Source organism: Asticcacaulis taihuensis (assembly GCF_900100255.1).
Taxonomy (GTDB): Bacteria; Pseudomonadota; Alphaproteobacteria; order Caulobacterales; family Caulobacteraceae; genus Asticcacaulis; species Asticcacaulis taihuensis.
Genome location: NZ_FMTS01000003.1, coordinates 340,722 through 359,990 on the forward strand (window position 1 = coordinate 340,722; position 19,269 = coordinate 359,990).

The following is a 19,269-nucleotide window of genomic DNA, read 5'->3' on the forward strand; positions in this document are numbered from 1 at the left end:
TCCCGCTATATCCACCCTATGACAAACACCGCTTCTCCTCTCGATTCCGGCCGCGTGGCCGATCCCAGCAAACTGATCCAGGGCCGGACCGGGCCGTGGGAAATCGTCATGGGCCTCGAAGTCCATGCGCAGGTTGCCTCCAATACCAAGTTGTTTTCTGGCGCCAAGGTCGGCTTCGGCGCTGGTCCCAACGAGCAGGTCTCGCTGGTTGACGCCGCCATGCCCGGCATGTTGCCCGTGCTGAACAAGTACTGCGTGGAGCAGGCGGTGAAGACCGGTCTTGGCCTGAAGGCCGAGATCAACCGTTTCTCGCGCTTCGACCGCAAGAACTACTTCTATCCCGATCTGCCGCAGGGCTACCAGATCTCGCAGCTCTTCCATCCGATCGTGGGCGAGGGCGAGGTGCTGGTCGAACGCGACGATGGCTCCAGCTTCACCGTGCGCATCGAACGGCTGCACCTGGAGCAGGACGCCGGCAAATCGATCCACGATCTCGACCCCAATGCCACCTATGTCGACCTGAACCGCGCCGGCACAGCGCTTATGGAAATTGTCTCGAAGCCCGATCTCAGGTCTTCGGACGAAGCCGTTGCTTATTTTAAGAAATTGCGTACCATCCTCGTCTATCTCGGCACCTGCGACGGCGACATGGAAAAGGGCAATATGCGCGCTGACTGTAACGTCAGTGTGCGCCGTCCGGGCGAAAAGTTCGGCACGCGCTGCGAGATCAAGAATGTCAACTCGTTCCGCTTCATGCAGCAGGCGATCGAGTTCGAGGCGCGCCGCCAGATCGAAATTCTGGAAGACGGCGGCACGATCGAGCAGGAAACGCGCCTGTTCGACGCCGTGAAGGTCGAGACGCGCTCGATGCGTTCCAAGGAAGAGGCGCACGACTATCGCTATTTCCCCGATCCGGACCTGTTGCCGGTCGAGCTGGAAGAGGCGTGGATTGAGAGCATCCGCCAGCATCTGGTGGAACTGCCGGACGATAAGAAGGCGCGTTTCATCAGCCAGTACGGCCTGTCGGCCTACGATGCGCAGGTTCTGATCAGCGAGCAGGCGCGGGCGGATTATTACGAAGCCGCGGCGAAAGGCCGTGACGCCAAGCTGGTGGCCAACTGGGTAACCAACGAACTGCTGGCGCGCCTGGCCAAGGACGGCCACGAGATCGTCGATTCGCCCCTGCCGCCGGCCCATATCGCCGGGCTGGTGGAGCTGATCGAGACCAATGTCATTTCTTCCAAGATTGCCAAGACGGTCTTCGAGCACATGTGGGAAGGCAAGGGGATCATGACCCCGGCCGAGATCGTGGAACAGCACGGGCTGAAGCAGGTGACCGATACCGGCGCCATCGAAAAGGCGGTGGACGAGATCATTGCCGCCAATCCGGACAAGGCCGCCGAAGTGGCGTTGAAACCTCAAGCTTTGGGCTGGTTTGTCGGGCAGGTCATGAAGGCCACCGGCGGCAAGGCCAATCCGGCGGCGGTCAATGAGTTGCTGAAGGCGAAACTGGGGGTTTAATTACCTGATCTCCCCCTGTTGCAGGGGGAGCTTGGATTTGGCGCAAAGCGACAAAGACAAGAGGGTAGCCGCCGTCGGTTGTTACCCCTCCGTCAGCGACTACGCGCTGACACCTCCCCTCCAAGAGGGGAGGATTTCAGGGATTTGCCCCCGGTCGTGAGATCGGGGGCTTTTCGTTAGTGGCTCATGCTGGAAGACGACATGGGAGCCATCGCATCCGACGACATGGATGAGGACGACATGGCCATATTGTCGCCGCTGGCCATAGGCGCCATGGCTTCGGAGGAAGAGGACGACATTTCAGACATGGCATTGTCGCTTTTCGGCGGAGCGGAGCAGGCTGTGACGGTGACGAAGGTCAGGGCAAGAGCGGCGAAAGCGAGTGTGCGTTGCATGGGAATTTCCTCAGATGGGGTTGGCGACAGCCGGGCGCTGTCATCAGGGATACGCGGCAGGAGCGGCGGCGGTTACAGCGGCGCTTTTTAATTTGCCTTAATCTGGTGCAATCGCGCAGCGATTGGGTATAGTGCGGCAAAACCGGGAGGGGACAGATGGAGAGTGCCTTAAGTCTGGCGGGGGTGAGCAAGCGCTTCGGTGATTTCGAGGCGGTGCGTGATCTCAGTTTCGAGGTGAAGCGCGGCACGATCTGCGGTTTCCTGGGGCCGAACGGGGCGGGCAAGACCTCCAGCGTGCGCATGATGCTGGGGCTCTCGGAGCCGACGGCCGGGCGCATCACCATACTGGGCAAGGCGCCGGGGCAGTCGCTGGAGCGCATCGGCTTCATGCCGGAAGAGCGCGGGCTTTACCGCAAGATGACGGCGATCGATGTCATCGTCTTCCTGGCCGGCCTGAAGGGCGTGAAGGCTTCGGTGGCGCGGCAGCGGGGCAAGGCCATGCTGGAGGCGCAGGGGCTGGGGGCGTTCGCGGGTAAGCAGATACGGTCGCTCAGCAAGGGCATGTCGCAGAAGGTGCAGCTTATTTCCTGTCTGGTGCATGAGCCGGAACTGGTGATCCTTGATGAGCCGTTTTCGGGGCTCGATCCGGTCAATCAGCAGGGGCTGGAGCAGGTGATCCGCGAACTGGCGAGGCGTGGCGCGACCGTGCTTTTCTCCACCCATGTGATGCAGCACGCCGAGCGCCTGTGCGAACAGGTGGTGCTGCTGGCCAAGGGGCAAAAGGTCTTTGAAGGGACGCTGAAAGAGGCGCGGGCCGCCGCGCCGCGACATCTCGATCTGGAAGGAAATTTAAGCGAGGCCGAACTTCTGGGCCTGCCGGGGATTGCCTCGGTGGCCGATATGGGGGCGACGGAGGATGGCGCGCGTCTGTGGCAATGTCATTTGCAGGCGGGGCATACGGCTAATGAGGCGCTGAAGGCGGCCTTCCTGCGCGGGATGGATGTGCGGCGGTTCGAGGCGAAAGAGCCCAGCCTGCATGAGGCATTTATCGTCTTGACAGGGAGCAACCATGAATAAGACCCTCCTGATCGCCCGGCGGGAATACCTCGCCTTTGTGCGCACGGTCGGCTTCTGGCTATCCATGCTGACCCTGCCGCTCATCATCGGCGGCAGTATCTTCATTCCGTTATTGATGCGTCATTCCGCGCCGGTGGAGACAGTGGCAGTGCTAGACCTGACGGGCGACCACATCGAAGGCGCGGTGGTCGAGGCCATTCGCGCCCATTTGCCTAAGCCGGGGGCGGATCGCCTGCTGGAAAGCGGTGGCTTGCAGCCGGTGGCCTTGCCTGCGGGGCTGTCACCGGATATGTCGCTTGCAGCAGCCGAGGCCAGGATGCCGCAGGCCCTGGCGGCGGGGCCGGCCAGCACGATCATTGTGGCGACCGACAGCGGTGATAAGCTGCATTTCCGGCTCTGGTCTGTGGATGGGCACAAGGGCCGGGTGGAGGACCAGATCCTGTGGGATCTGCACGGCCTGCAATATTACAAGCTGGCCGGGATGCACGGCATAGATCACGGTCTGGCGCACGATATGCGCGAGTCGCGCGCCGATATTATCAGCCTGACGCCGGCTAGTGCGGCGGGTCCGAAAAAGGACGACCTAGCTGCCGGCGTGCGTGAAAACGGCGGCAAGTTCATCGGTATTGCCATCAGCTACCTGACCTGGATCGCCATTTTCTCGTCGTCCATGATCCTGCTGGGCTCAGTGATCGAGGAAAAGGCCAGCAAGGTGCTGGAGGTGCTGCTGGCCTCGGCGTCGGCGGAATCGCTGCTGATCGGCAAGGTGCTGGCCGTGGCGGCGGTGCTGATGACGGTCTGGGGGCTGTGGGGGCTGACGGCTTTCGGGTTGGCGTCGTTCGGCATCAGCAATCTGCCGCCGGAGACGGTGCGCGATGTCATGGGCGCGTTGGCCGCGGTTTTCAGCCCTTTGCATATTATCCTGCTGCTGGCCTATTTCATGGGCGGCTATCTGATGTTCGGCGTGTTTTTCGCGGCGATCGGGGCCTTCTGCGAAACCCAGAAAGATGCCCAGGCGATCATCGGGCCGATGACCATGATCATGATGATCCCGATGATCACCATGCAGGTGGCCTTTACCTCGCCCGACCTGCCGATGCTGAAATATATGTCGTGGTTTCCGCTGTTCACGCCGTTCCTGATGCCGTTGCGGCTGTCGCAGGGGCTGCCGTGGTACGAGATCGCCGGAACGCTGGCCGGCATGGGCGTGGTGGGGCTGATCATGATCAGTGTCGGGCGCCGGGCTTTCAAGGTGGGGGCGCTGACCGGCGGCAAGCTGAGTTGGGGCGCCTTGTTCCGTATCGCCACGCAAAAGTCGGCTAACGGATAGACAAAACCCCCGGCGCAGAGGCACCGGGGGTTTTTCGCATCTTCCGGCCTGGGGGGATAAGGCCGCGAGATTTGATTGGCAGCTAACAGGTACGGCTTATTGGCCGGCGCTGGAGGTGCTGCTGGATTCGCTGCTCGAAGACGTGGCAGTAACGGTGCCGTCGGCGGCGACCGAGGTGGAGGTCGATTCCGAGGCGGAAGCGGTGGTCGAGGCATCGGCCGAGACGCTGGTCGATGTCGTGGTGGTGGCCGTGGCGGCGCTGGCGTCGGCGGCAGGAGTTTCCTGTGCGATGGAGATCAGCGGGGCAACGCCGAGGGCAGCGACAAAACCGGCGGCGGCGATGATGCGAACGGAAGCTTTCATGGGTAATTACTTTCTCTGTAGGGGAGGAATTACTTGGGTTGATGAAGTTTTGTATAATTCTATACAAAACTGTAAACGCCGAAGCTTCTCGTCAGAGAGGGGTTGCTTTCGACAGGTGTGAAAATTCTGTAAGATTGGGGCGCAAATTTGTCGCCTCTGAGGTGTATTTGTGAAAGTTAACGAATTTTTTCCCCTATTTATTGAATCCTTATTTTAGTTGGACGCCCTAATAATGAATTGTTTACAGACGGGCCCGCCAACGCGAACTGGCGGGCCTGTCTGTCACTTTACAGTCGCGGGGTCCGGCTTTAGCGGATCGCCGGCCGGGGGCGGACTGGTATCCGCGGGCGTCGGCATCATGGCCGGATCGCCAGTTGCGGGCATGGTAGATGAGGGAACTCCTGGCGTGGCCGGGTCCGGAGTGGGAAGGGCGGAATCAGGAACGGGCGGCAGACCGGTTACGCCGTTGGCCGGCACCGGACCATTACCCAAGGCGGCGGCCTTGGCGGCTTCCTGCTGATTGAGCGCATTGCTGCTGGCCGGGTTCAGCGGATCATTGGCATGATCGCCGGCCGCAACGGCCCGTTCATGCTCGCGCTGAATTTGTGCGGCGTGTTCGGGCGTGCCGGGCGCGGGCGGTGCAAGCTTTTCCTGTGTCGGGCCGGTCGGTGTTGGGACGACGGCCGCATCCTGCGCGGCGGCGGAAAGGGCCAGCAGGCCGCCGATCAGGACGGCCGCCGGAATATAGCTTCTGGCGTATTTCATCACATCACCTCTTGAGGTTATTTGTTTTCGACATCGGCCTTGGCGTCCGCCTGGGCATCGGCGCTGGCGCTGGTGTTGCCAGCGGCATTGACCGCACTGGTTGCCGTGTCCTTCACCTGGCCTGTTGCTGTGCGGGCGTCCTGGCGGACATGATTGACGGTGGAATCGACCGCGCCTGTAATGGCGCCGGGATTGACCTCGGCACTGGCATTGCCGTTGGCGGCAGCCTGACCAGTAACGTTGTCGGGGCTGGCCGATAGGCTGCCGGCAGCGTTTGCGGCACCGTCTATGCGGGTGGCGCCCTTCGCCTCGCTGACCGTATCATTCGTCTGGCGGTGAAGCGTATTGACATCCTGGCGGATATCACCGGCCGCGCCATCGACCGTTTGCGTGGCGCCGCCGAGATCGGTTTGGGCGCCCAGTCCGGCAGAGCCCTGGGCCTGGCCGGTCAGGCCGCCGACAGCACCGCCAACGCTGCCACCGAGGCTGCCGCTGCCGCCCAGGATCTGGGCGCTGGCGGCCAGCGGCGACAGGCCAAGGCCGGCGGTCAGGGTTATGATGGCGGTGGTTTGGAGTACGGATTTCAACATGGGTTCGCCTTTCCTGCGATTGATTTAAGTGGCGCCAGTGTCGGGCGGGGTTCGGGCGTCAATGCGGCAGGAAAGTAAGGGCGGAATGTCCTGTTTCTGGCGGATATATAAAAAGTGCTTATATTTTCGACTTTAATCCCTTGGGCATGAAAAAGCCCCGGTCAGAAACCGGGGCTTTAGGTCGTTCAGGTTAGAGGCTTAGTAGACATCATAGAAGACATCCAGGATCTCGCCTGACGACAGGTCGACCAGAACAACATCGCGGCCGACGAAGAAGTAGGCGCAGTCATAGGGCGGTGTCGGCAGGCCGTATGACAGGTAGTCATAGATGCGGTAGTCGTAGAAATAGTCCGGCAGATATTCGCCCGATGTCCAGCGGTGGCCATACCACTGGTTCGGCACGCGGTAATAGCCGTAGCTCGGCGCGAAATAATAGCCGAAGCGGATGCCGGAATAGCCGCTGAAGCGATGATCGCGGCGATAATCGAAATGGTGGTTGCGCCCGCCATTCCAGTCATGATCACGGTCGCGGTCCCAGTCCCAGCCATGATCACGGCCGCCGCCGTTCCAGTTACCGTTGTGGCTGCCATTGTGCCCACCATTCCAGTTACCGCCATTATTGCCGTTCCAGCTTCCGCCGCCATTATGGCTGCCGCCGTGGTCGTTATTCCGACCGCCATGGTCGTTATCCCGGCCACCATTATGGTTGCCGTTCCAACCGCCATTACTGCCGGAGCCCCCTCCAGATCCCCCCCCAGATCCACCCCATGAACCGCCGCTATGGTTCCCGCCATGATTGCCGGAACCGCCCGACTGGGCGTTGCCATTGCCACCTGACTGTCCCGGACGATTGCCGCCATTCCAGTCATGGTCACGTCCGCCGCCGGACTGATCAGGGCGATTGCCACCCTGCCATTGGCCGGCGTTGCCGCCAGAGGGGCGATCGTTGCCGCGATAGCCGCCATTGTCGTTGTGACGCTGACGGTTCATTCCGCTATTGGAAGTTTGGCCGCTATTGGAAGTCTGGCTGCTGTTAAATGCCGGACGGTCGTAGGATTGGCCGCTGCTGCGGGCGGGCGGGGCCGGTCGGGCCGCGGGCGCAGGCCGGGCGGCCGGCGCGGGACGAGCCACCGGGGCCGGCGTGCTGTTGTCATTGCTTCTCGACTGGCCAACGCCGCGGTTTCCGCCATTATCCCGGTTACCGCCGCCGCGGTTAAAGCCGCTGTTGCTTTCGCGGTCGCGGGCTTCGGCGAAGCTGGGCGCCACGGCCACGCCGGTTATCAGCACAAGCGCCAGACCGGAAACGGCCAGATTGGCCAACTTTCTGTTCATTTTCATCCTCACTTGTCTATGCAGATCATCCCCAAAACGACAGGATATGCGGATCTGAGACGCGCGGCGATAAAAATTATCGCGTTGATGCCTTTATGACAGAATGAGCCTGAACTGAAGCTGAACAAAACATGTCAGGGTTGAGACGGATTACGGCGAGACTCCGACGTTAAAAAGCGGTTTATTCGGATGCCTGAACTGATGGCGCAGAAATGAATATTGATGCTTATGTTTTTTGATTAACCCTGATGTGCTTGCCAATTTGAGTAATTAATATGTAATTATGAATTTAAGCTATATTTATACTTATAAATTTATCGTATTTTAATGTTTATGTTTCAATTCATTAATGTAAAAATTAACATTAAACATGCATTTACACAAAATATTTAGCCTAAATGGCGCCGTTAACTTTAATTTTATTTGGTGATGTTGAACTCAAGGCATCAACTGCAACGGAGGCGCGCAAAAAGCGCGGCATCAATACGATGATCACCAACGAAGTCGAGTTCAAGTCCATCCCCCTGCCGACCGCCGAAATGGGCGGTGACGAACTGTTCCAGCTTGGCATGATGTATTCCACCGGTCAGGGCGGCGCGCCTGTCGATCTGATTTCGGCGCACATGATGTTCAACCTTGCCGCCATGCGTGGCTCGATGGAAGCCCAGGTCTACCGCAAGGAATTGTCGCGCGAGATGGATCGCGAAGATATCGCCGAAGCGCAGAAGGCCGCCCGTCAGTGGCTCGACGCTGGCCGTATCGGCTACGCGGCTTAAAACTTTTCTTGCGTAGCACGCTTAGGCGCCGCGCAGGCTTACGCGCAAACGTGCACGGCGGCCATATCTTGAGAAGAATAAGCGGCCTTGCCAAAATTCAGTGAATGAATTTTGGAAAAATGAGTCTGAATATAAGCCGTAATTTTAAGCTTATAGGTGCGGACCTAATTGCCGAATGTCCGATAGGTAAAATAATTCAACACGCCGCCGGGGATCAGGTTATTGACCCACTGTTCCATGAAGACGCCGGCCTCGGCGATATTGGTGCGCGGCACATAAACAATATCGAACCGGCGCAGCGCCACAAGTTGGCCCTTGCCCTTGAGCGGGTCTTGCAGATCAATGATGCGGCGCATGGCCTCGCCGTTGCGGCCGCGGCGTATGATCATTACCTGGTGCGTCTTGGCGCCATGGGTAAAGCCGCCGGCGGCCATGGTGGCCTGGAGCGCGTCCATATCGCCCAGCATATCCACCCAGCCCGGATTTCTGACCTCTCCACCTACCAGCACGCGCATCGGCGCGGTTTCACCTGGATAGACGGTGATTTGCGGATCGCGCAGGATTCCGGCGTAGGCGCGGGCGATTTCGGCCTGTAGCTGCGGGATGCTCTTGTAAGCGGCCATCACCTGACCGATCAGGCTGAGCGTGATGCGGCCGTCCGGCCCCACCTGGGTCTGGCGGCTGAGTTCCGGCGCGCCGGGAATGCTAACCTCCAGTTTGTCGCCCGGATAGAGCAGATAAAACGGCTCGTCGTCGGTCCAGCGGGCGAAGCCGATCAGCGGCGCTTCCGGCATTTTTTCAGACGCATGGGCGGTACGCGCCAGACAGCCGGTGCCCAGAACACTGCCAAGCGCGAGGCTGAAACCGGCTGTCATTATGGAGCGGCGTGTGACCATGTGAGCGGCGAATCCGTGCGGTACAGTATGGAATGTGCGGTCTATTGAATAAGGTGGAAAATGGTAAACCTTCGTTAACGTCCGGTCGGTTAATTTAGAAAATATCAAACATTTGTTCTGCCGGATTTGCGGGTAACTGTTTGAAAAATTTCTGAATTTTCGCAACGGACAGAGACTCAATGCGCACCGAAGACGTGTGGGACGATGACGGCGATCGGGTTGTGCCTCTGCGCCGCCCGGCGGGCCAGCGTCAGCCGGAAGCGGGCCGAGGTGGTGGCCGCGTATTGCAGCTTGGGCTTGGGGATATTGTCGCCCTGCTGTTCCGAGAACTGTGGCTGATGATCATTGTCTTCGCCGTTATTTTCGGCGTCGGGTTGATGGCGGCCTTTTCCACGCATTCCAGCTATACCGCCGGCGCAAGCCTGCTTATGCAGCTTGGCAAGAACTATGTCTACGAGCCGGTGGCGGGGGATGCGGCACGCGGCGCGACGGCGACGATCGATCAGGTGGTGCAGTCCGAAGTCGAAATCCTCAGTTCCACCGAGTTGAAGCGCAATGTCATCGCCAAGCTGGGCTACAAGGTCATCCTGCCGTCATCGCCTGAATTATGGAATCCGAAAACGGACGCCGCCCGCGCCGAATCGGACGCGGCGGCGCTCAAAGTGCTTCAGGTCGGGTTTGAAGCCTCGACCGCGCCGCAGAACAATGTCGTGCGCCTGACCTTCAAGCATGAGGACGCGCAGTCGGCCTCGCTGATCCTCAATACCCTGATCGACGAATACCTGACCTACCGCCAGCAGGTCTATGCCGACCAGACCGGCCCCCTGCTGCAAAAGCAGAAGGACAGTTTCGACGCCCGCCTGGCCGAGGCCGACCGCACCTACCAGGCGTTCCTGGCGCAGAACGGCGTGGCCGATTACGACGCCGCCAAGGCGACCTATGCCAAGATCTACGATCAGGTGACGACCGATCTCTATGCCGCCCAGACGCAGTACGCCACCGATCAGGCCAAGCTATCCGAGGTCAAGGCCAGTCTTGCGCGGATGAACCCGGAGATGAGCATCGAGCGCGATCTTGATCTTTCGGTGCCGAGCAAGATTTTCGCCCTACAACAGCAGCGCCAGGACCTGCTGTCGCGTTATCTGCCGACGGCCCAGCCGGTGAAGGATATCGAAGCGCAGATCGCCTCATTGCAGGCCATGATGAACAGCGGCAAGGGAATCGGCGAAGCGACGCACAAGCTGGGCGCCAATCCGCTGTATCAGAGCCTGATGGGCCAAAAATTCGATCTGGAGGCCGACATGGCGTCGATATCCGGCCGGATGCGCCTGTTGCAGCAGCAGGCCGGGCAGGTGATGAGCAAGCTTCAGGGGCTGGCGGGGCTGGAGGCCGAATACAATACGCTGTCAACCGAACGCAGCGCCCTGCGGGACAGCATCAAGACCTTCACCCAGCGTATCCAGGAAAATGAGGCGGCGCAGGAAATGAAGGCGGGCGACGATACGGTGCGTGTGGTCGAGAAGGCATCGATGCCGAATCGGCCGAAGAGCCTGAAACGCGTCATCCTGATCCTCAGCTTCCTGTTCGCCGGCTTCACCGCTCTGTGCGCTGGCTTGCTGCGGGTTTATACGCGCAAGGGGTTCGCCAACGCGCAGATGGCCGCGAAGGCGCTGGATCTGCCGGTGCTGGCACAGGCGAAAACAAAGGCGGCGTGATGATTGGCATGAGTGGCGTCAATGGTTGATCTGACACGCGAAATGGCTGACCTGATGTCGGCGCTCGGCCGGCCGCAATCGGCCAGTGGGCGGGCGCTGATGTTTGTCTCGGCCTGTGACGGCGAGGGCGTATCGACCGTGGCGCGTGAATATGCCCGCTGCGAAGCCGCCTTCGCCAAAAAGCCGGTCTGGCTGGTCGATGCCGACCTGGTGCAGCAGGGCCAGATGCGGGCCCTGACGGAAGATCCCGAACGCTTCGGCCCGCCGGGGGCGCTCAGTCAGGCCACGCCGGACGGTTCGGCCTTTTTCACCGTGACGCCGCCGGGCCGCCAGACGGACGCGCATTATCTGGTGGCGCGGCCGTTTCTCGGCCGCCGGCTTTGGGTGACGCGCTTCCGTCACAAGAACCTGGCCCCCGATCAAAAGGCCCGGATTTTCGATCGGACGACTTATTGGAAGGCCCTGCGGCAGCACGCTCAGACGATCGTGGTTGATGCGCCGTCCGTGGCGCGCTCAACAGTTGCCCTGCAACTGGCGCCGCTGATGGACGGGGTGATCATGGTGGTCAGCGAAGGCGAGGGTGATGTCCAGGCGCGCATCGACCTGAAGAACGATATCGAACAGGTGGGCGGCCGGGTTCTGGGCATGGTCTATAACAATGCCAGCCGGATTGTGGGCGGAGCTGTGAGGCGGCCGCTCGGGCGGTTGGCGGCCCTGTGAGACTGGACATCGGGGGCATTGTCTCCGATTTCTGGCCGGGTGTGAAGGCTGACTGGCGCTATGACTGGCTGTCTCTTGTCTTCGGGGCGTCCGTCCTGTTCGTCTTTTCGCAGGCGTGGCTGTGTCCGCTGTTCGGCTATGGCGCGCAATCGGCGGCGGCGGGGCTGATCGTCCGCAACTTCTATTACCCGTTTTACCTGATGAGCCTGGGGCTGGCTTTGATTTGCTGGCGCCAGATGTTCAGCGCCCTGTGGCGGACACCGCTTATCTTGAGCCTGGTAACCTTGTGCGCCCTTTCATATTTCTGGTCGATCGATCCATCGGGCACGCTGCGGCGTTTCGTGGCCTTGTCGTTTACCGTCCTGGCCGGTTATGCCCTGGCCGCTCGCTTTTCGTGGGCCCGCCTGACGGAGGTGGTGGCGCTGGCTTTTACGGTCATGATGCTGGGCTCGGCCTTCCTGGCCATTTTCATTCCGAAGATGGGCGTGATGCACGAACTCTTCCCCGGTGCCTGGCGTGGCATGTGGCTGGAGAAGAACAATCTTGGCTCCTGCATGGCCATAGGCTTCGTGGCGGCGGCGTCCGCGGCCCTGCATAATCCCCGCAGGCAGGTGTTCTGGGGACTGATGGCGGCGGGTATGGTGCTTTTGACCATCCTCTCAACCTCCAAGACCTCACTGGTCTGCCTGGTGCTCGGCATGGGCGGCGTTGGCTTCATCTGGCTGGCGCGGCGCGGGCCGGTGCTGGGCATCCTGCTGACCTGGCTGGCGGTGACCGTGCTGCTGGCGTTGTCAGGGCTGGTGCTGTTCGCGCCGGAAAAGCTCTACCTGCTGCTCGGCAAGGATGCCACCCTGACCGGCCGGACCTTTATCTGGGACGGTATTGCGCGGGTGATGGAGGACCGGCCGAAACTGGGCTATGGCTATGGCGTGGTATGGACAGACGAAGGCGACTACGCGCCGCTGGCCAAGATCACCGCCGTGGCCGGATTTCGCGCCTATCATGCCCATTCCTGCTGGTTCGAGACCTGGCTTGGCATGGGGATTGTGGGCTTGAGCCTCTGGGCGATGGTTTTCACCGAAACCTGGCTGAAGGGGCTTTATCGCATGTTGCGCGGTGATGGCGGCTATTTCGCCCTGCCGCTGATCGGCATCTACAGCCTGTCATCCCTGACCGAAAGCATTACGCTAAGCTGGAATGACCTGCGCTGGAGCCTGTTTGTCATGGTGCTGGTCAAGCTGTCCCTGCCGCGCGATGAGGATGCGAAAGACTTTGTAAGGCAGGCGAGTACGCTTTAACCGCTTTGCTGTCAGTTAGGCCAGCAAAGCATGATCTTTACCCATTTGTTATTGGAATCCGCATGCAGGTCGCGCATATCGAGTGTGAAATATTTTTGCGCCAGAGTGACGGTTGCCTCGCCGAATCCAAAGCCTCCCGGCTCTTCTGCCATGCTCTCGCAATTTATTAAATTTCCCATCTGATCGAACTGGCACTCCACAAGAGCGACACCTTTTTGTCCGGCTGCCTTTGCCGCTGCCGGGTAGTATTTTCGCTTAGCCTCGGAGGCGGGCGTGGCGAGCATTGTGGCTTTTACATAGGTTCTGCCGGGCGTAGATTTTGATTGAGAGAGAACAAGTGTCTGCAACTGCTTGGTGCTCATATCTCGCGTGTCCGGCTCCGGATTGTCTGCCCATGAATGCCCTGCCGTCATCATGCCAAGGCAAATTACTGTAAGCAGCCGTTTCATAATTCCCCCTACTTTTGTTTATGGGTAACAAAATACGCCTGACGTTCCGGTTTGTATACCCGGTATCCAGGTCGGACCCCTTTCGTTTTTCCTTTACCGTGTGTGCGTAAATTTAAGAGGGATATCTTAAGGAGCCATCATGGATCAGGTCTATCTTCTGCATCATATGCACCGGGTCAGTGAAGACCACGAAGATATAAAGCTTCTGGGCGTTTTCTCGACGAGGGAACTGGCTGAGCGAGCAAAGGAGCGCGCGCTGAACCTGCCGGGTTTCAAGGACAGCCCCGACGGTTTCAGCGTCGACAAATACATCATTGACCGGATGGGCTGGACGGCCGGTTATCGCACGGTTTAGGTGCGTGGCGCCTGGGTCAGTCTCCTGAACCTCTACAGGCGATAGCGGTAGCGCGTGATGACCAGGGATATCTGTGTAATCTGTGGATTACCTTCTTTCCGGCGACGGGAACTGATACGAAGTTTTTTTGATCCGCAGATTGCACAGATGTTCAGGATAACCGCACGCTACCGCTATGTTTGTGAAATATCGACGCATAGGGTAGCCTGACCTCAACGGTACATGGAGGGACTTATGTCGGTTGTGGGTATTGGTGGCGTCTTTTTTCGGGCGGATAATCCGGAGGCTTTGCAAGCCTGGTATGACAGGCATCTGGGCGTGGTGGTCGATTTTGCCGCGCCATGGGTGCCGCAGCCAGGGCCGACCCTGTTCATGCCCTTCAAGCGGGACGCGGATCACTTCCCGCTCGACCGTCAGTGGATGATCAATTTCCGGGTGAGGGAACTGGATAAGCTGATTTCGGCCCTGCGCGGCGCCGGTATCGAGGTCACGACCCATGCCGAATGGGATACGCCGGAAACCGGCAAATTTGCCCGCATCTATGATCCGGAAGGTAATCCGATCGAACTGTGGGAACCACCGGTGGATTAGGCGGCTTTGTTTTTCCGTATGGTCTGACCGGAGGCCAGGCGGGCGCCTTCGGCAAAGGTGACGATATCGAAGCCCATATCGAGCGCCCGGACGATCAGGCGTTCGAGCGTTGCCGGTGTGCAGCCCCAGGCGGACGGATTTTCGCGGACATCATGGCTATAAAGCACCAGCCAGGCGGTTTCGTCCTCGGCGCGGATCAGCCAGTCTATGGCGGTCTGTTCGCCGTCCGGCCCTTCTATGCCAACCGCCGGCGTCTGGTTGAGGTCCGTGCCGGGAGTGACAAGGCCGTGATGCAGGGCGCGCGAGGCCTGGAAGCGATCATTGAGCACCGACTTGGCCTGTGGTGACACATCGCCATAAGGGTAGGCGAAGGTTTGGGCCTTCGGCAGGCTCATCTGGCGAAAAGCGGCGGCGCTGAGGTCGAGATCGAGGGCAATCTCCGCCGCCGAAGCGCGGCCGCAATCGAGGTGGCTGTGGGTGTGGCAGGCGATTTCATGCCCGGCGGCATGAAGCGCCTTGATTTCCGCTTCGGTGGTATAGGGTCCGAGATGGCTGTCGCTGCCGGACAGGCCGGCAGAGATAAAGAAGGTGCCGCGCGCGCCGTATTTTTCCAGCAGAGCCGCGCCGGCATGGGCAGCGGAGGTGGGGGCATCATCGAAGCTGATCGTCAGCAGGGGGCGCGCCAGGCCCTCAAAACGCGCGGGCCTGGTATAGATAAGGCGCGCCAGCCGGCGGCGCAGCTTGCCGTAAAAGGAACTGTCAGCGGTATATATTTCGGTCATCAGACCACCTGTGCGTAAAGGGCAGCGCGGTAAAGGCGCAGGGCGAAGGCGCGGAGCCGCACCGGCAGCCGCCGCGTCAGAGCGGCTGATTTAATGAGGGGGCGGAAAACGCTCAGAAATGGTGTTTTCTTCAATATTTTTGCGGCTTTGTAGCTGGGATATTGAGAGACCACATGAGGATACTTTTCGATCACGCGGGCGAAATTACCGACCGACTGTTCGTATTTCCGCGCCAGGGTTTCAGGCGTATCGAGGCCCATATGGGTGGCGGTGTTGTCGATATGGCCGACGCCATAGCGGGCGGCCACGCGCATCCCCCATTCGGTATCTTCCCAGCCCCAGCCGGTGAAGGCCGGATCGAAGGTCTCGGCTTTGAAGACATCGCGCCGCACCAGGAGGTTGGAGGTGAAGACGTATTTTTCCGGGTGTTCAGCGCGCTGGGCGGCGCTCAGGCAATCACTCTGGCCGGCCATGGCCTTGTGGATGGCGAAGGCCGGGGTATCCGGTGCCTGGATCAGCGAGAAGCCGCCGAAGACGACCGTGGATTGACCGTTAGCCTCGGCCAGCCAGCGGTCGAGAAAGCCGGGATCATCGGGCAGCATATCAGAATCGAGGAACAGGAAATAATCACCGCGCGCGGCCTCTGTCAGCCGATTACGACCGCGCGCCCGGCCTTCGTTTTGCGGCAAGGTGATCAGTTCGCAGGCCAGAGGGGACTGGCTGATAAAGGCGCTGACCTCGGCGGTAATGTCAGGCATAACAGAGCCGTCATCGATCAGGATGATTTCCAGCGCTTCGGGCGTGTGGCAGTGGAGGGCGCACAGCAGCGGCAGAGGCGACTCTTTGTAGAACGGGATCAGCACCGACAGGCGTGGCGTTGCGGTGGTGAAGGCAGTGTTGCGGAAGGGCTGGCTCATGCGAACACCTTGGCGCGCAGGCGGCCGATTATCTTAAGGGCCGGTTCGCGGATATCATTGAGGTTCAGTGCCCAGGCGAGGGCGCCATAAACGACCACGCCGGTCAGACCCTTGAGAACCAGGTCGATGATGGCCAGACCGGTATCCGGCACCAGCGCCACGGCCGCCATCATGACGGCGACGCTCATAAGGGTCTTGCCCAGATCAAGAACGGGCACAGGCAGGGCCAGGGTTTTCAGGCCCAGTCCCCAGGCGGCGATCAGGCCAAGCGCGAAACTGAGGCATGACGCCAGGGCGGCGCCCATCAAGCCCATCAGCGGAATCATGGCCAGGTTCAGCGCGATATTGCTGACGGCGGGCACGGCCATGGCGACCACCAGCAGGCGGGTTTTGCGGGCCAGGGTGAAGGCTTGCAGGAAATAATAGGTGCCAAGGCCGGAAAACAGGGCGCCCAGGCTGATCAGCGGCGTAACGCTCAGGGCATCGGTGCGCAGGCCCTCGCCGATAAGCAGGGTACCAAGCGCCGGAGCCACCATGATCAGGCCGCCGACTGCCGGGAAAAGGACAAAGGCCATGGTGCGGATCTGGTGGCGGGCATTGGCCTTAAGTTCGGTTATGCCGCCATGTTCCAGCGCATGGACCATGGCCGGACCACCGGCAGCGCCGAACCAGATAAACAGCACATCGAGGATGCGCGAAGCCAGTGAAAAGCCGGCATGATAGGCGCCGGCTTCGGCTTCATTGAGGAAGTGCGCGATCAGGAAACGATCGACCGTATAGAGCGCCAGGGTCAGGATCAGGCTGGCTGAAACGGGAAAACCGTAATGGGCGTAGGCGCGGGCCTTTTCCGCGCTGAACCGGCCTTTCAGGGCGCGGCCCCAGTCCTCGCGCGCCACGAAGGGCAGGCACAGAAGGGCAATCAGGCCGCCGCCGACCACGGGCGATGCGCCGCCCAGTCCGGTGGTGGCGCACAAGACGCCGAGGCCAAAACCGCCGGCGGTCTGAATCATGTCAAGCATTGATGCGGCCCCGACGCGGCCTTCGGAGCGGCGCTGTTCCTGCACCAGCTTGATCAGCGAGCGGAAGACGACGCAGCCGAGGCCGAGACCCATGGCCATTTTCAATGATTGATCGGCGTCTCCCGATGTCGGCCACAGCCACAGGCCAAGAACGCAGGCAAGGGCGAAGACGATGGTAACGACAGCAAACAGGCGATAAACCGTGCCATAAAGCTCCGGCGCTTCCGGATCAGTGCGGGATTCGGCCGGATAGAAGCGCGCCATGGCGGCCTCGATCCAGGTGAAGCACAGGGTCTGGGCCAGGCTGGATATCCCGAAGGTCAGGGCGTAGCGGCCATAATCGTCCGGCGTCAGGATACGCGTGAACACCATCAGGGTGGCGAACCCGATCAGGCCCTGCAGGATATTGGCGGGAAGATAGCCCCACAGACCTTTAGAGAACATGGGCGTTCTCACATGAAGAAAGCAAGATACCCCACCACCCCCGCGCAAGGGCGCGGCGGTCCCCCTCCCCAACAAGTTGGGGAGGTACAAAATTTCTATACCTCCCCAACTTGTTGGGGTTTGGCGTGAGCGAAAGTACAGCCTTCGCAAGCCAAGGGACCATAAGGTCGCAGGCCGCAATGGTGGTGGGGCATCTTACTTTCATATCTTACCGCACCGCCTTCGCATCGCCGAGCAGGCAGGGAATGGTCATCGCCATGATGTAGAGATCAAACCAGATCGAATGGCGCTCGATGTATTCGACATCGAGACCGATACGGCGGCGCACATCCTCGGCATTATCCAGAGGCCCGCGCGAACCCTTGATGGCCGCCCAGCCGGTGACGCCGGGCTTCATGCGGTGGCGCCAGGCGTATTCGGCCACCAGGCGTGCGCTTTCGTCGGGGCCGGTCTTCATGCCGATGGCGTGCGGGCGCGGCCCAACCAGAGACATTTCGCCACGGATCACATTGAACAGTTGCGGCAATTCATCGATGCTGGTCTTGCGGATGAAGCGGCCGATCCGGGTGACGCGCGGATCGCCCTTTGTCACCTGCTGGGCCGCCGTATGGTCGGTCAGGTGGGTATACATGGAGCGGAATTTCCATACCCGGATCGCCTCGTTGTTGAAGCCGTGGCGACGCTGGCGAAAGAAGACCGGGCCGGGGCTGTCAAGCTTGATCAGCAGGGCTATGACCAGCATAAGCGGCGAAAAGACGATCAGGGCCAGGGTGCCGATGACCAGATCCTCGGCGCGCTTTACCATCGCCTTGCGGTCGTCTTCCGAGATACCGGAAACGCGGGCCAGCGGAATATCGGCGACCCGCGACCAGGCAGCCTTGGTGGCATGGCTCCCATCCATATCGACGAACAGGGAGACCTCGTTAGGCAGGCTGCGCAGCTTTTCGATAATGGTCTTGACGCGCGCCTTGGCGGAGGTGTCAAGCGCCACGACGATCTGGTCGACATAGGGGGTGATCTTGTGGCCGAGCAGGGACTGGACATCGCCCAGCACCGGAACGCCGGCGACGGCCTGGGGGCTGCGTGCCAGCCGGTCATCGAAAATGCCGAGGATATTGACGTGACGCTGCTCAAGGGCCGCTTCAACCAGCTTTTCCGCGTGTTTGGTCGCGCCAACGATGACAATGCTGGGGATCAGCTTGCCCTGGCGACGCCAGCGATCGACCAGGCTCCACCACAGCAGGTGCTGTAGCATGAAATAGACCAGGGTGACGGTCATCCAGAAACGGACGGCGGCGGTGACGGCGTAGTCGTTTATCGAAAAGTCGGCCAGGAAATCCGCCAGAAGGTAGCCGGCGCCAAAGACCAGGGCCAGTTTGACCAGGTGGATCGTGACGCGGGCATTGCGGCCGAAACGGTACAGACCGCTGAGATAAAGCGCCCAGTACAGGCCGAGCGTCGTGGCGATGAAGGGCAGGATATTGCCGAGCGGGCTGGTGAAGAAGCCTTGCGGCGCTACCGAGTGGGCGCAGACGACGGCGAAGAAGACCAGGGCCAGGAAGTCGATGCCGCGAAACAGGCGGACGAACATGTCGCCGCTGCGCCGTTCGCGCGCCGAAACCAGCTTTTCCGGTCGAAAGGGGCCCCTGCGATCTTTGGGATCGTCGCAGAGCGCATCCAGGCAGGTCGCATCTTCTAGCGTTTGGCGGGGGAGGGCGGCGTTCATGACCTGATTTCGAGCTTGTTCTAGGCTTGCGATGAGGTTACGGCATTTGGCTTAGGCGTCAGTTAACAGGCGGCGATTTTCCTGATTTTTTCTTGTCCCGGTGCGGGACGGACCGGTAACAGGCTGCAAGTTAGATGCCGGAGAGGCTGGTTTTCGCGCCTGAAATGGCTCGCGCGGGAATGATTTGATGGCCGCCGCGTAAACCTGT

The 19,269-nt window shown here is 60.4% G+C and carries 20 protein-coding genes; 9 read left to right on the top strand and 11 right to left on the bottom strand.

The features are described 5' to 3' along the window. Window positions 1-18: 18 nt before the first annotated feature. A complete protein-coding gene (gatB, locus tag BLO49_RS10545) occupies window positions 19-1,521 on the top strand; it encodes an Asp-tRNA(Asn)/Glu-tRNA(Gln) amidotransferase subunit GatB (RefSeq protein ID WP_415499972.1) in 1,503 nt (500 codons plus the stop codon). A 176-nt stretch (window positions 1,522-1,697) separates the two neighbouring features. On the opposite strand, the gene BLO49_RS18175 is transcribed toward gatB, so the two are convergent. Further along, window positions 1,698-1,916 (bottom strand): hypothetical protein, encoded by a 219-nt coding sequence (locus BLO49_RS18175; protein WP_139159668.1) that lies wholly within the window; start codon window positions 1,914-1,916, stop codon window positions 1,698-1,700. 156 nt (window positions 1,917-2,072) lie between these two features. On the opposite strand from BLO49_RS18175, the gene BLO49_RS10555 reads away from it, so the two are divergent. Both BLO49_RS10555 and BLO49_RS10560 read left to right on the top strand, forming a co-directional pair. Next, window positions 2,073-2,993 carry an ABC transporter ATP-binding protein gene (locus tag BLO49_RS10555; RefSeq protein ID WP_090648073.1) on the top strand — a complete coding sequence of 307 codons (921 nt, stop codon included), beginning with the start codon at window positions 2,073-2,075 and terminating at the stop codon, window positions 2,991-2,993. Next, complete coding sequence (locus BLO49_RS10560; RefSeq protein WP_090648076.1) at window positions 2,986-4,323, top strand: ABC transporter permease; 1,338 nt, start codon at window positions 2,986-2,988, stop codon at window positions 4,321-4,323. Before BLO49_RS10555 ends, BLO49_RS10560 begins: the two co-directional genes overlap by 8 nt. Before the next feature lie 96 nt (window positions 4,324-4,419). Here BLO49_RS10560 and BLO49_RS10565 read toward each other — a convergent pair whose 3' ends face one another. The 4 genes from BLO49_RS10565 to BLO49_RS10580 form a co-directional block, all read right to left on the bottom strand. Next, window positions 4,420-4,686: a hypothetical protein gene (locus BLO49_RS10565; RefSeq protein WP_090648078.1), complete on the bottom strand. Its 267-nt coding sequence runs from the start codon at window positions 4,684-4,686 to the stop codon at window positions 4,420-4,422. A gap of 282 nt (window positions 4,687-4,968) precedes the next feature. After that, window positions 4,969-5,451 carry a hypothetical protein gene (locus BLO49_RS10570; protein WP_090648081.1) on the bottom strand — a complete coding sequence of 161 codons (483 nt, stop codon included), beginning with the start codon at window positions 5,449-5,451 and terminating at the stop codon, window positions 4,969-4,971. 17 nt (window positions 5,452-5,468) lie between these two features. Continuing rightward, window positions 5,469-6,041 carry a hypothetical protein gene (locus BLO49_RS10575; protein ID WP_090648084.1) on the bottom strand — a complete coding sequence of 191 codons (573 nt, stop codon included), beginning with the start codon at window positions 6,039-6,041 and terminating at the stop codon, window positions 5,469-5,471. Window positions 6,042-6,239: 198 nt separating this feature from the next. After that, window positions 6,240-7,373: an RcnB family protein gene (locus tag BLO49_RS10580; protein ID WP_170828297.1), complete on the bottom strand. Its 1,134-nt coding sequence runs from the start codon at window positions 7,371-7,373 to the stop codon at window positions 6,240-6,242. A gap of 488 nt (window positions 7,374-7,861) precedes the next feature. On the opposite strand from BLO49_RS10580, the gene BLO49_RS10585 reads away from it, so the two are divergent. Beyond that, window positions 7,862-8,149 (top strand): hypothetical protein, encoded by a 288-nt coding sequence (locus tag BLO49_RS10585; protein ID WP_090648325.1) that lies wholly within the window; start codon window positions 7,862-7,864, stop codon window positions 8,147-8,149. Between the two features lie 164 nt (window positions 8,150-8,313). On the opposite strand, the gene BLO49_RS10590 is transcribed toward BLO49_RS10585, so the two are convergent. Then, a complete protein-coding gene (locus BLO49_RS10590) occupies window positions 8,314-9,024 on the bottom strand; it encodes a polysaccharide biosynthesis/export family protein (protein WP_245678980.1) in 711 nt (236 codons plus the stop codon). 200 nt (window positions 9,025-9,224) lie between these two features. On the opposite strand from BLO49_RS10590, the gene BLO49_RS10595 reads away from it, so the two are divergent. Genes BLO49_RS10595 through BLO49_RS10605 form a run of 3 tightly spaced genes read left to right on the top strand, consistent with a single transcriptional unit; the run spans window position 9,225 to window position 12,778 of the window. Continuing rightward, on the top strand, window positions 9,225-10,760 hold the full coding sequence (locus BLO49_RS10595; RefSeq protein WP_245678981.1) for a GumC family protein: 1,536 nt from the start codon (window positions 9,225-9,227) through the stop codon (window positions 10,758-10,760). Window positions 10,761-10,781: 21 nt separating this feature from the next. After that, entirely contained in the window at window positions 10,782-11,480 is a 699-nt protein-coding gene (locus BLO49_RS10600; protein ID WP_090648090.1) for a P-loop NTPase family protein, read from the top strand. Further along, entirely contained in the window at window positions 11,477-12,778 is a 1,302-nt protein-coding gene (locus BLO49_RS10605) for an O-antigen ligase family protein (protein ID WP_245678982.1), read from the top strand. Before BLO49_RS10600 ends, BLO49_RS10605 begins: the two co-directional genes overlap by 4 nt. Before the next feature lie 11 nt (window positions 12,779-12,789). On the opposite strand, the gene BLO49_RS10610 is transcribed toward BLO49_RS10605, so the two are convergent. Beyond that, on the bottom strand, window positions 12,790-13,227 hold the full coding sequence (locus tag BLO49_RS10610; protein WP_090648092.1) for an energy transducer TonB: 438 nt from the start codon (window positions 13,225-13,227) through the stop codon (window positions 12,790-12,792). Between the two features lie 139 nt (window positions 13,228-13,366). Between BLO49_RS10610 and BLO49_RS10615 the strand changes: the two genes are divergently transcribed. Together BLO49_RS10615 and BLO49_RS10620 are read left to right on the top strand one after the other, a co-directional pair. Next, window positions 13,367-13,582, top strand: coding sequence for a DUF7336 domain-containing protein (locus BLO49_RS10615; RefSeq protein ID WP_090648095.1), 216 nt, complete (start codon window positions 13,367-13,369; stop codon window positions 13,580-13,582). 234 nt (window positions 13,583-13,816) lie between these two features. Continuing rightward, the gene (locus tag BLO49_RS10620) at window positions 13,817-14,173 is read left to right on the top strand and encodes a VOC family protein (RefSeq protein WP_090648096.1); all 357 of its coding nucleotides are present in this window, start codon (window positions 13,817-13,819) and stop codon (window positions 14,171-14,173) included. Here BLO49_RS10620 and BLO49_RS10625 read toward each other — a convergent pair. The 4 genes from BLO49_RS10625 to BLO49_RS10640 all read right to left on the bottom strand — a co-directional run bounded on the left by BLO49_RS10625 (window position 14,170) and on the right by BLO49_RS10640 (window position 19,061). Beyond that, window positions 14,170-14,955 (bottom strand): polysaccharide deacetylase family protein, encoded by a 786-nt coding sequence (locus tag BLO49_RS10625; RefSeq protein WP_090648098.1) that lies wholly within the window; start codon window positions 14,953-14,955, stop codon window positions 14,170-14,172. The two genes, BLO49_RS10620 and BLO49_RS10625, sit on opposite strands and share 4 nt — an antisense overlap. After that, window positions 14,955-15,872 carry a glycosyltransferase family 2 protein gene (locus tag BLO49_RS10630; RefSeq protein ID WP_090648100.1) on the bottom strand — a complete coding sequence of 306 codons (918 nt, stop codon included), beginning with the start codon at window positions 15,870-15,872 and terminating at the stop codon, window positions 14,955-14,957. Before BLO49_RS10630 ends, BLO49_RS10625 begins: the two co-directional genes overlap by 1 nt. Then, window positions 15,869-17,335: a lipopolysaccharide biosynthesis protein gene (locus BLO49_RS10635; protein ID WP_090648103.1), complete on the bottom strand. Its 1,467-nt coding sequence runs from the start codon at window positions 17,333-17,335 to the stop codon at window positions 15,869-15,871. The genes BLO49_RS10630 and BLO49_RS10635 overlap by 4 nt, the downstream gene beginning before the upstream one ends. Before the next feature lie 208 nt (window positions 17,336-17,543). Beyond that, on the bottom strand, window positions 17,544-19,061 hold the full coding sequence (locus BLO49_RS10640; protein WP_090648106.1) for an undecaprenyl-phosphate glucose phosphotransferase: 1,518 nt from the start codon (window positions 19,059-19,061) through the stop codon (window positions 17,544-17,546). Window positions 19,062-19,269 lie beyond the last annotated feature (208 nt).

What these genes read in the sequence shown, in the direction of transcription:
- BLO49_RS10585 (WP_090648325.1), top strand. Translation starts at nt 7,862, where the DNA reads ATGATCACCAACGAAGTCGAGTTCAAGTCCATCCCCCTGCCGACCGCC.
- BLO49_RS10635 (WP_090648103.1), bottom strand. Translation starts at nt 17,335, where the DNA reads ATGTTCTCTAAAGGTCTGTGGGGCTATCTTCCCGCCAATATCCTGCAG.
- BLO49_RS18175 (WP_139159668.1), bottom strand. Translation starts at nt 1,916, where the DNA reads ATGCAACGCACACTCGCTTTCGCCGCTCTTGCCCTGACCTTCGTCACC.
- BLO49_RS10615 (WP_090648095.1), top strand. Translation starts at nt 13,367, where the DNA reads ATGGATCAGGTCTATCTTCTGCATCATATGCACCGGGTCAGTGAAGAC.
- BLO49_RS10590 (WP_245678980.1), bottom strand. Translation starts at nt 9,024, where the DNA reads ATGACAGCCGGTTTCAGCCTCGCGCTTGGCAGTGTTCTGGGCACCGGC.
- BLO49_RS10625 (WP_090648098.1), bottom strand. Translation starts at nt 14,955, where the DNA reads ATGACCGAAATATATACCGCTGACAGTTCCTTTTACGGCAAGCTGCGC.
- BLO49_RS10555 (WP_090648073.1), top strand. Translation starts at nt 2,073, where the DNA reads ATGGAGAGTGCCTTAAGTCTGGCGGGGGTGAGCAAGCGCTTCGGTGAT.
- BLO49_RS10565 (WP_090648078.1), bottom strand. Translation starts at nt 4,686, where the DNA reads ATGAAAGCTTCCGTTCGCATCATCGCCGCCGCCGGTTTTGTCGCTGCC.
- BLO49_RS10570 (WP_090648081.1), bottom strand. Translation starts at nt 5,451, where the DNA reads ATGAAATACGCCAGAAGCTATATTCCGGCGGCCGTCCTGATCGGCGGC.
- BLO49_RS10595 (WP_245678981.1), top strand. Translation starts at nt 9,225, where the DNA reads ATGCGCACCGAAGACGTGTGGGACGATGACGGCGATCGGGTTGTGCCT.
- BLO49_RS10630 (WP_090648100.1), bottom strand. Translation starts at nt 15,872, where the DNA reads ATGAGCCAGCCCTTCCGCAACACTGCCTTCACCACCGCAACGCCACGC.
- BLO49_RS10575 (WP_090648084.1), bottom strand. Translation starts at nt 6,041, where the DNA reads ATGTTGAAATCCGTACTCCAAACCACCGCCATCATAACCCTGACCGCC.
- BLO49_RS10580 (WP_170828297.1), bottom strand. Translation starts at nt 7,373, where the DNA reads ATGAACAGAAAGTTGGCCAATCTGGCCGTTTCCGGTCTGGCGCTTGTG.
- BLO49_RS10600 (WP_090648090.1), top strand. Translation starts at nt 10,782, where the DNA reads ATGGTTGATCTGACACGCGAAATGGCTGACCTGATGTCGGCGCTCGGC.
- BLO49_RS10610 (WP_090648092.1), bottom strand. Translation starts at nt 13,227, where the DNA reads ATGAAACGGCTGCTTACAGTAATTTGCCTTGGCATGATGACGGCAGGG.
- BLO49_RS10620 (WP_090648096.1), top strand. Translation starts at nt 13,817, where the DNA reads ATGTCGGTTGTGGGTATTGGTGGCGTCTTTTTTCGGGCGGATAATCCG.
- BLO49_RS10560 (WP_090648076.1), top strand. Translation starts at nt 2,986, where the DNA reads ATGAATAAGACCCTCCTGATCGCCCGGCGGGAATACCTCGCCTTTGTG.
- BLO49_RS10640 (WP_090648106.1), bottom strand. Translation starts at nt 19,061, where the DNA reads ATGAACGCCGCCCTCCCCCGCCAAACGCTAGAAGATGCGACCTGCCTG.
- gatB (WP_415499972.1), top strand. Translation starts at nt 19, where the DNA reads ATGACAAACACCGCTTCTCCTCTCGATTCCGGCCGCGTGGCCGATCCC.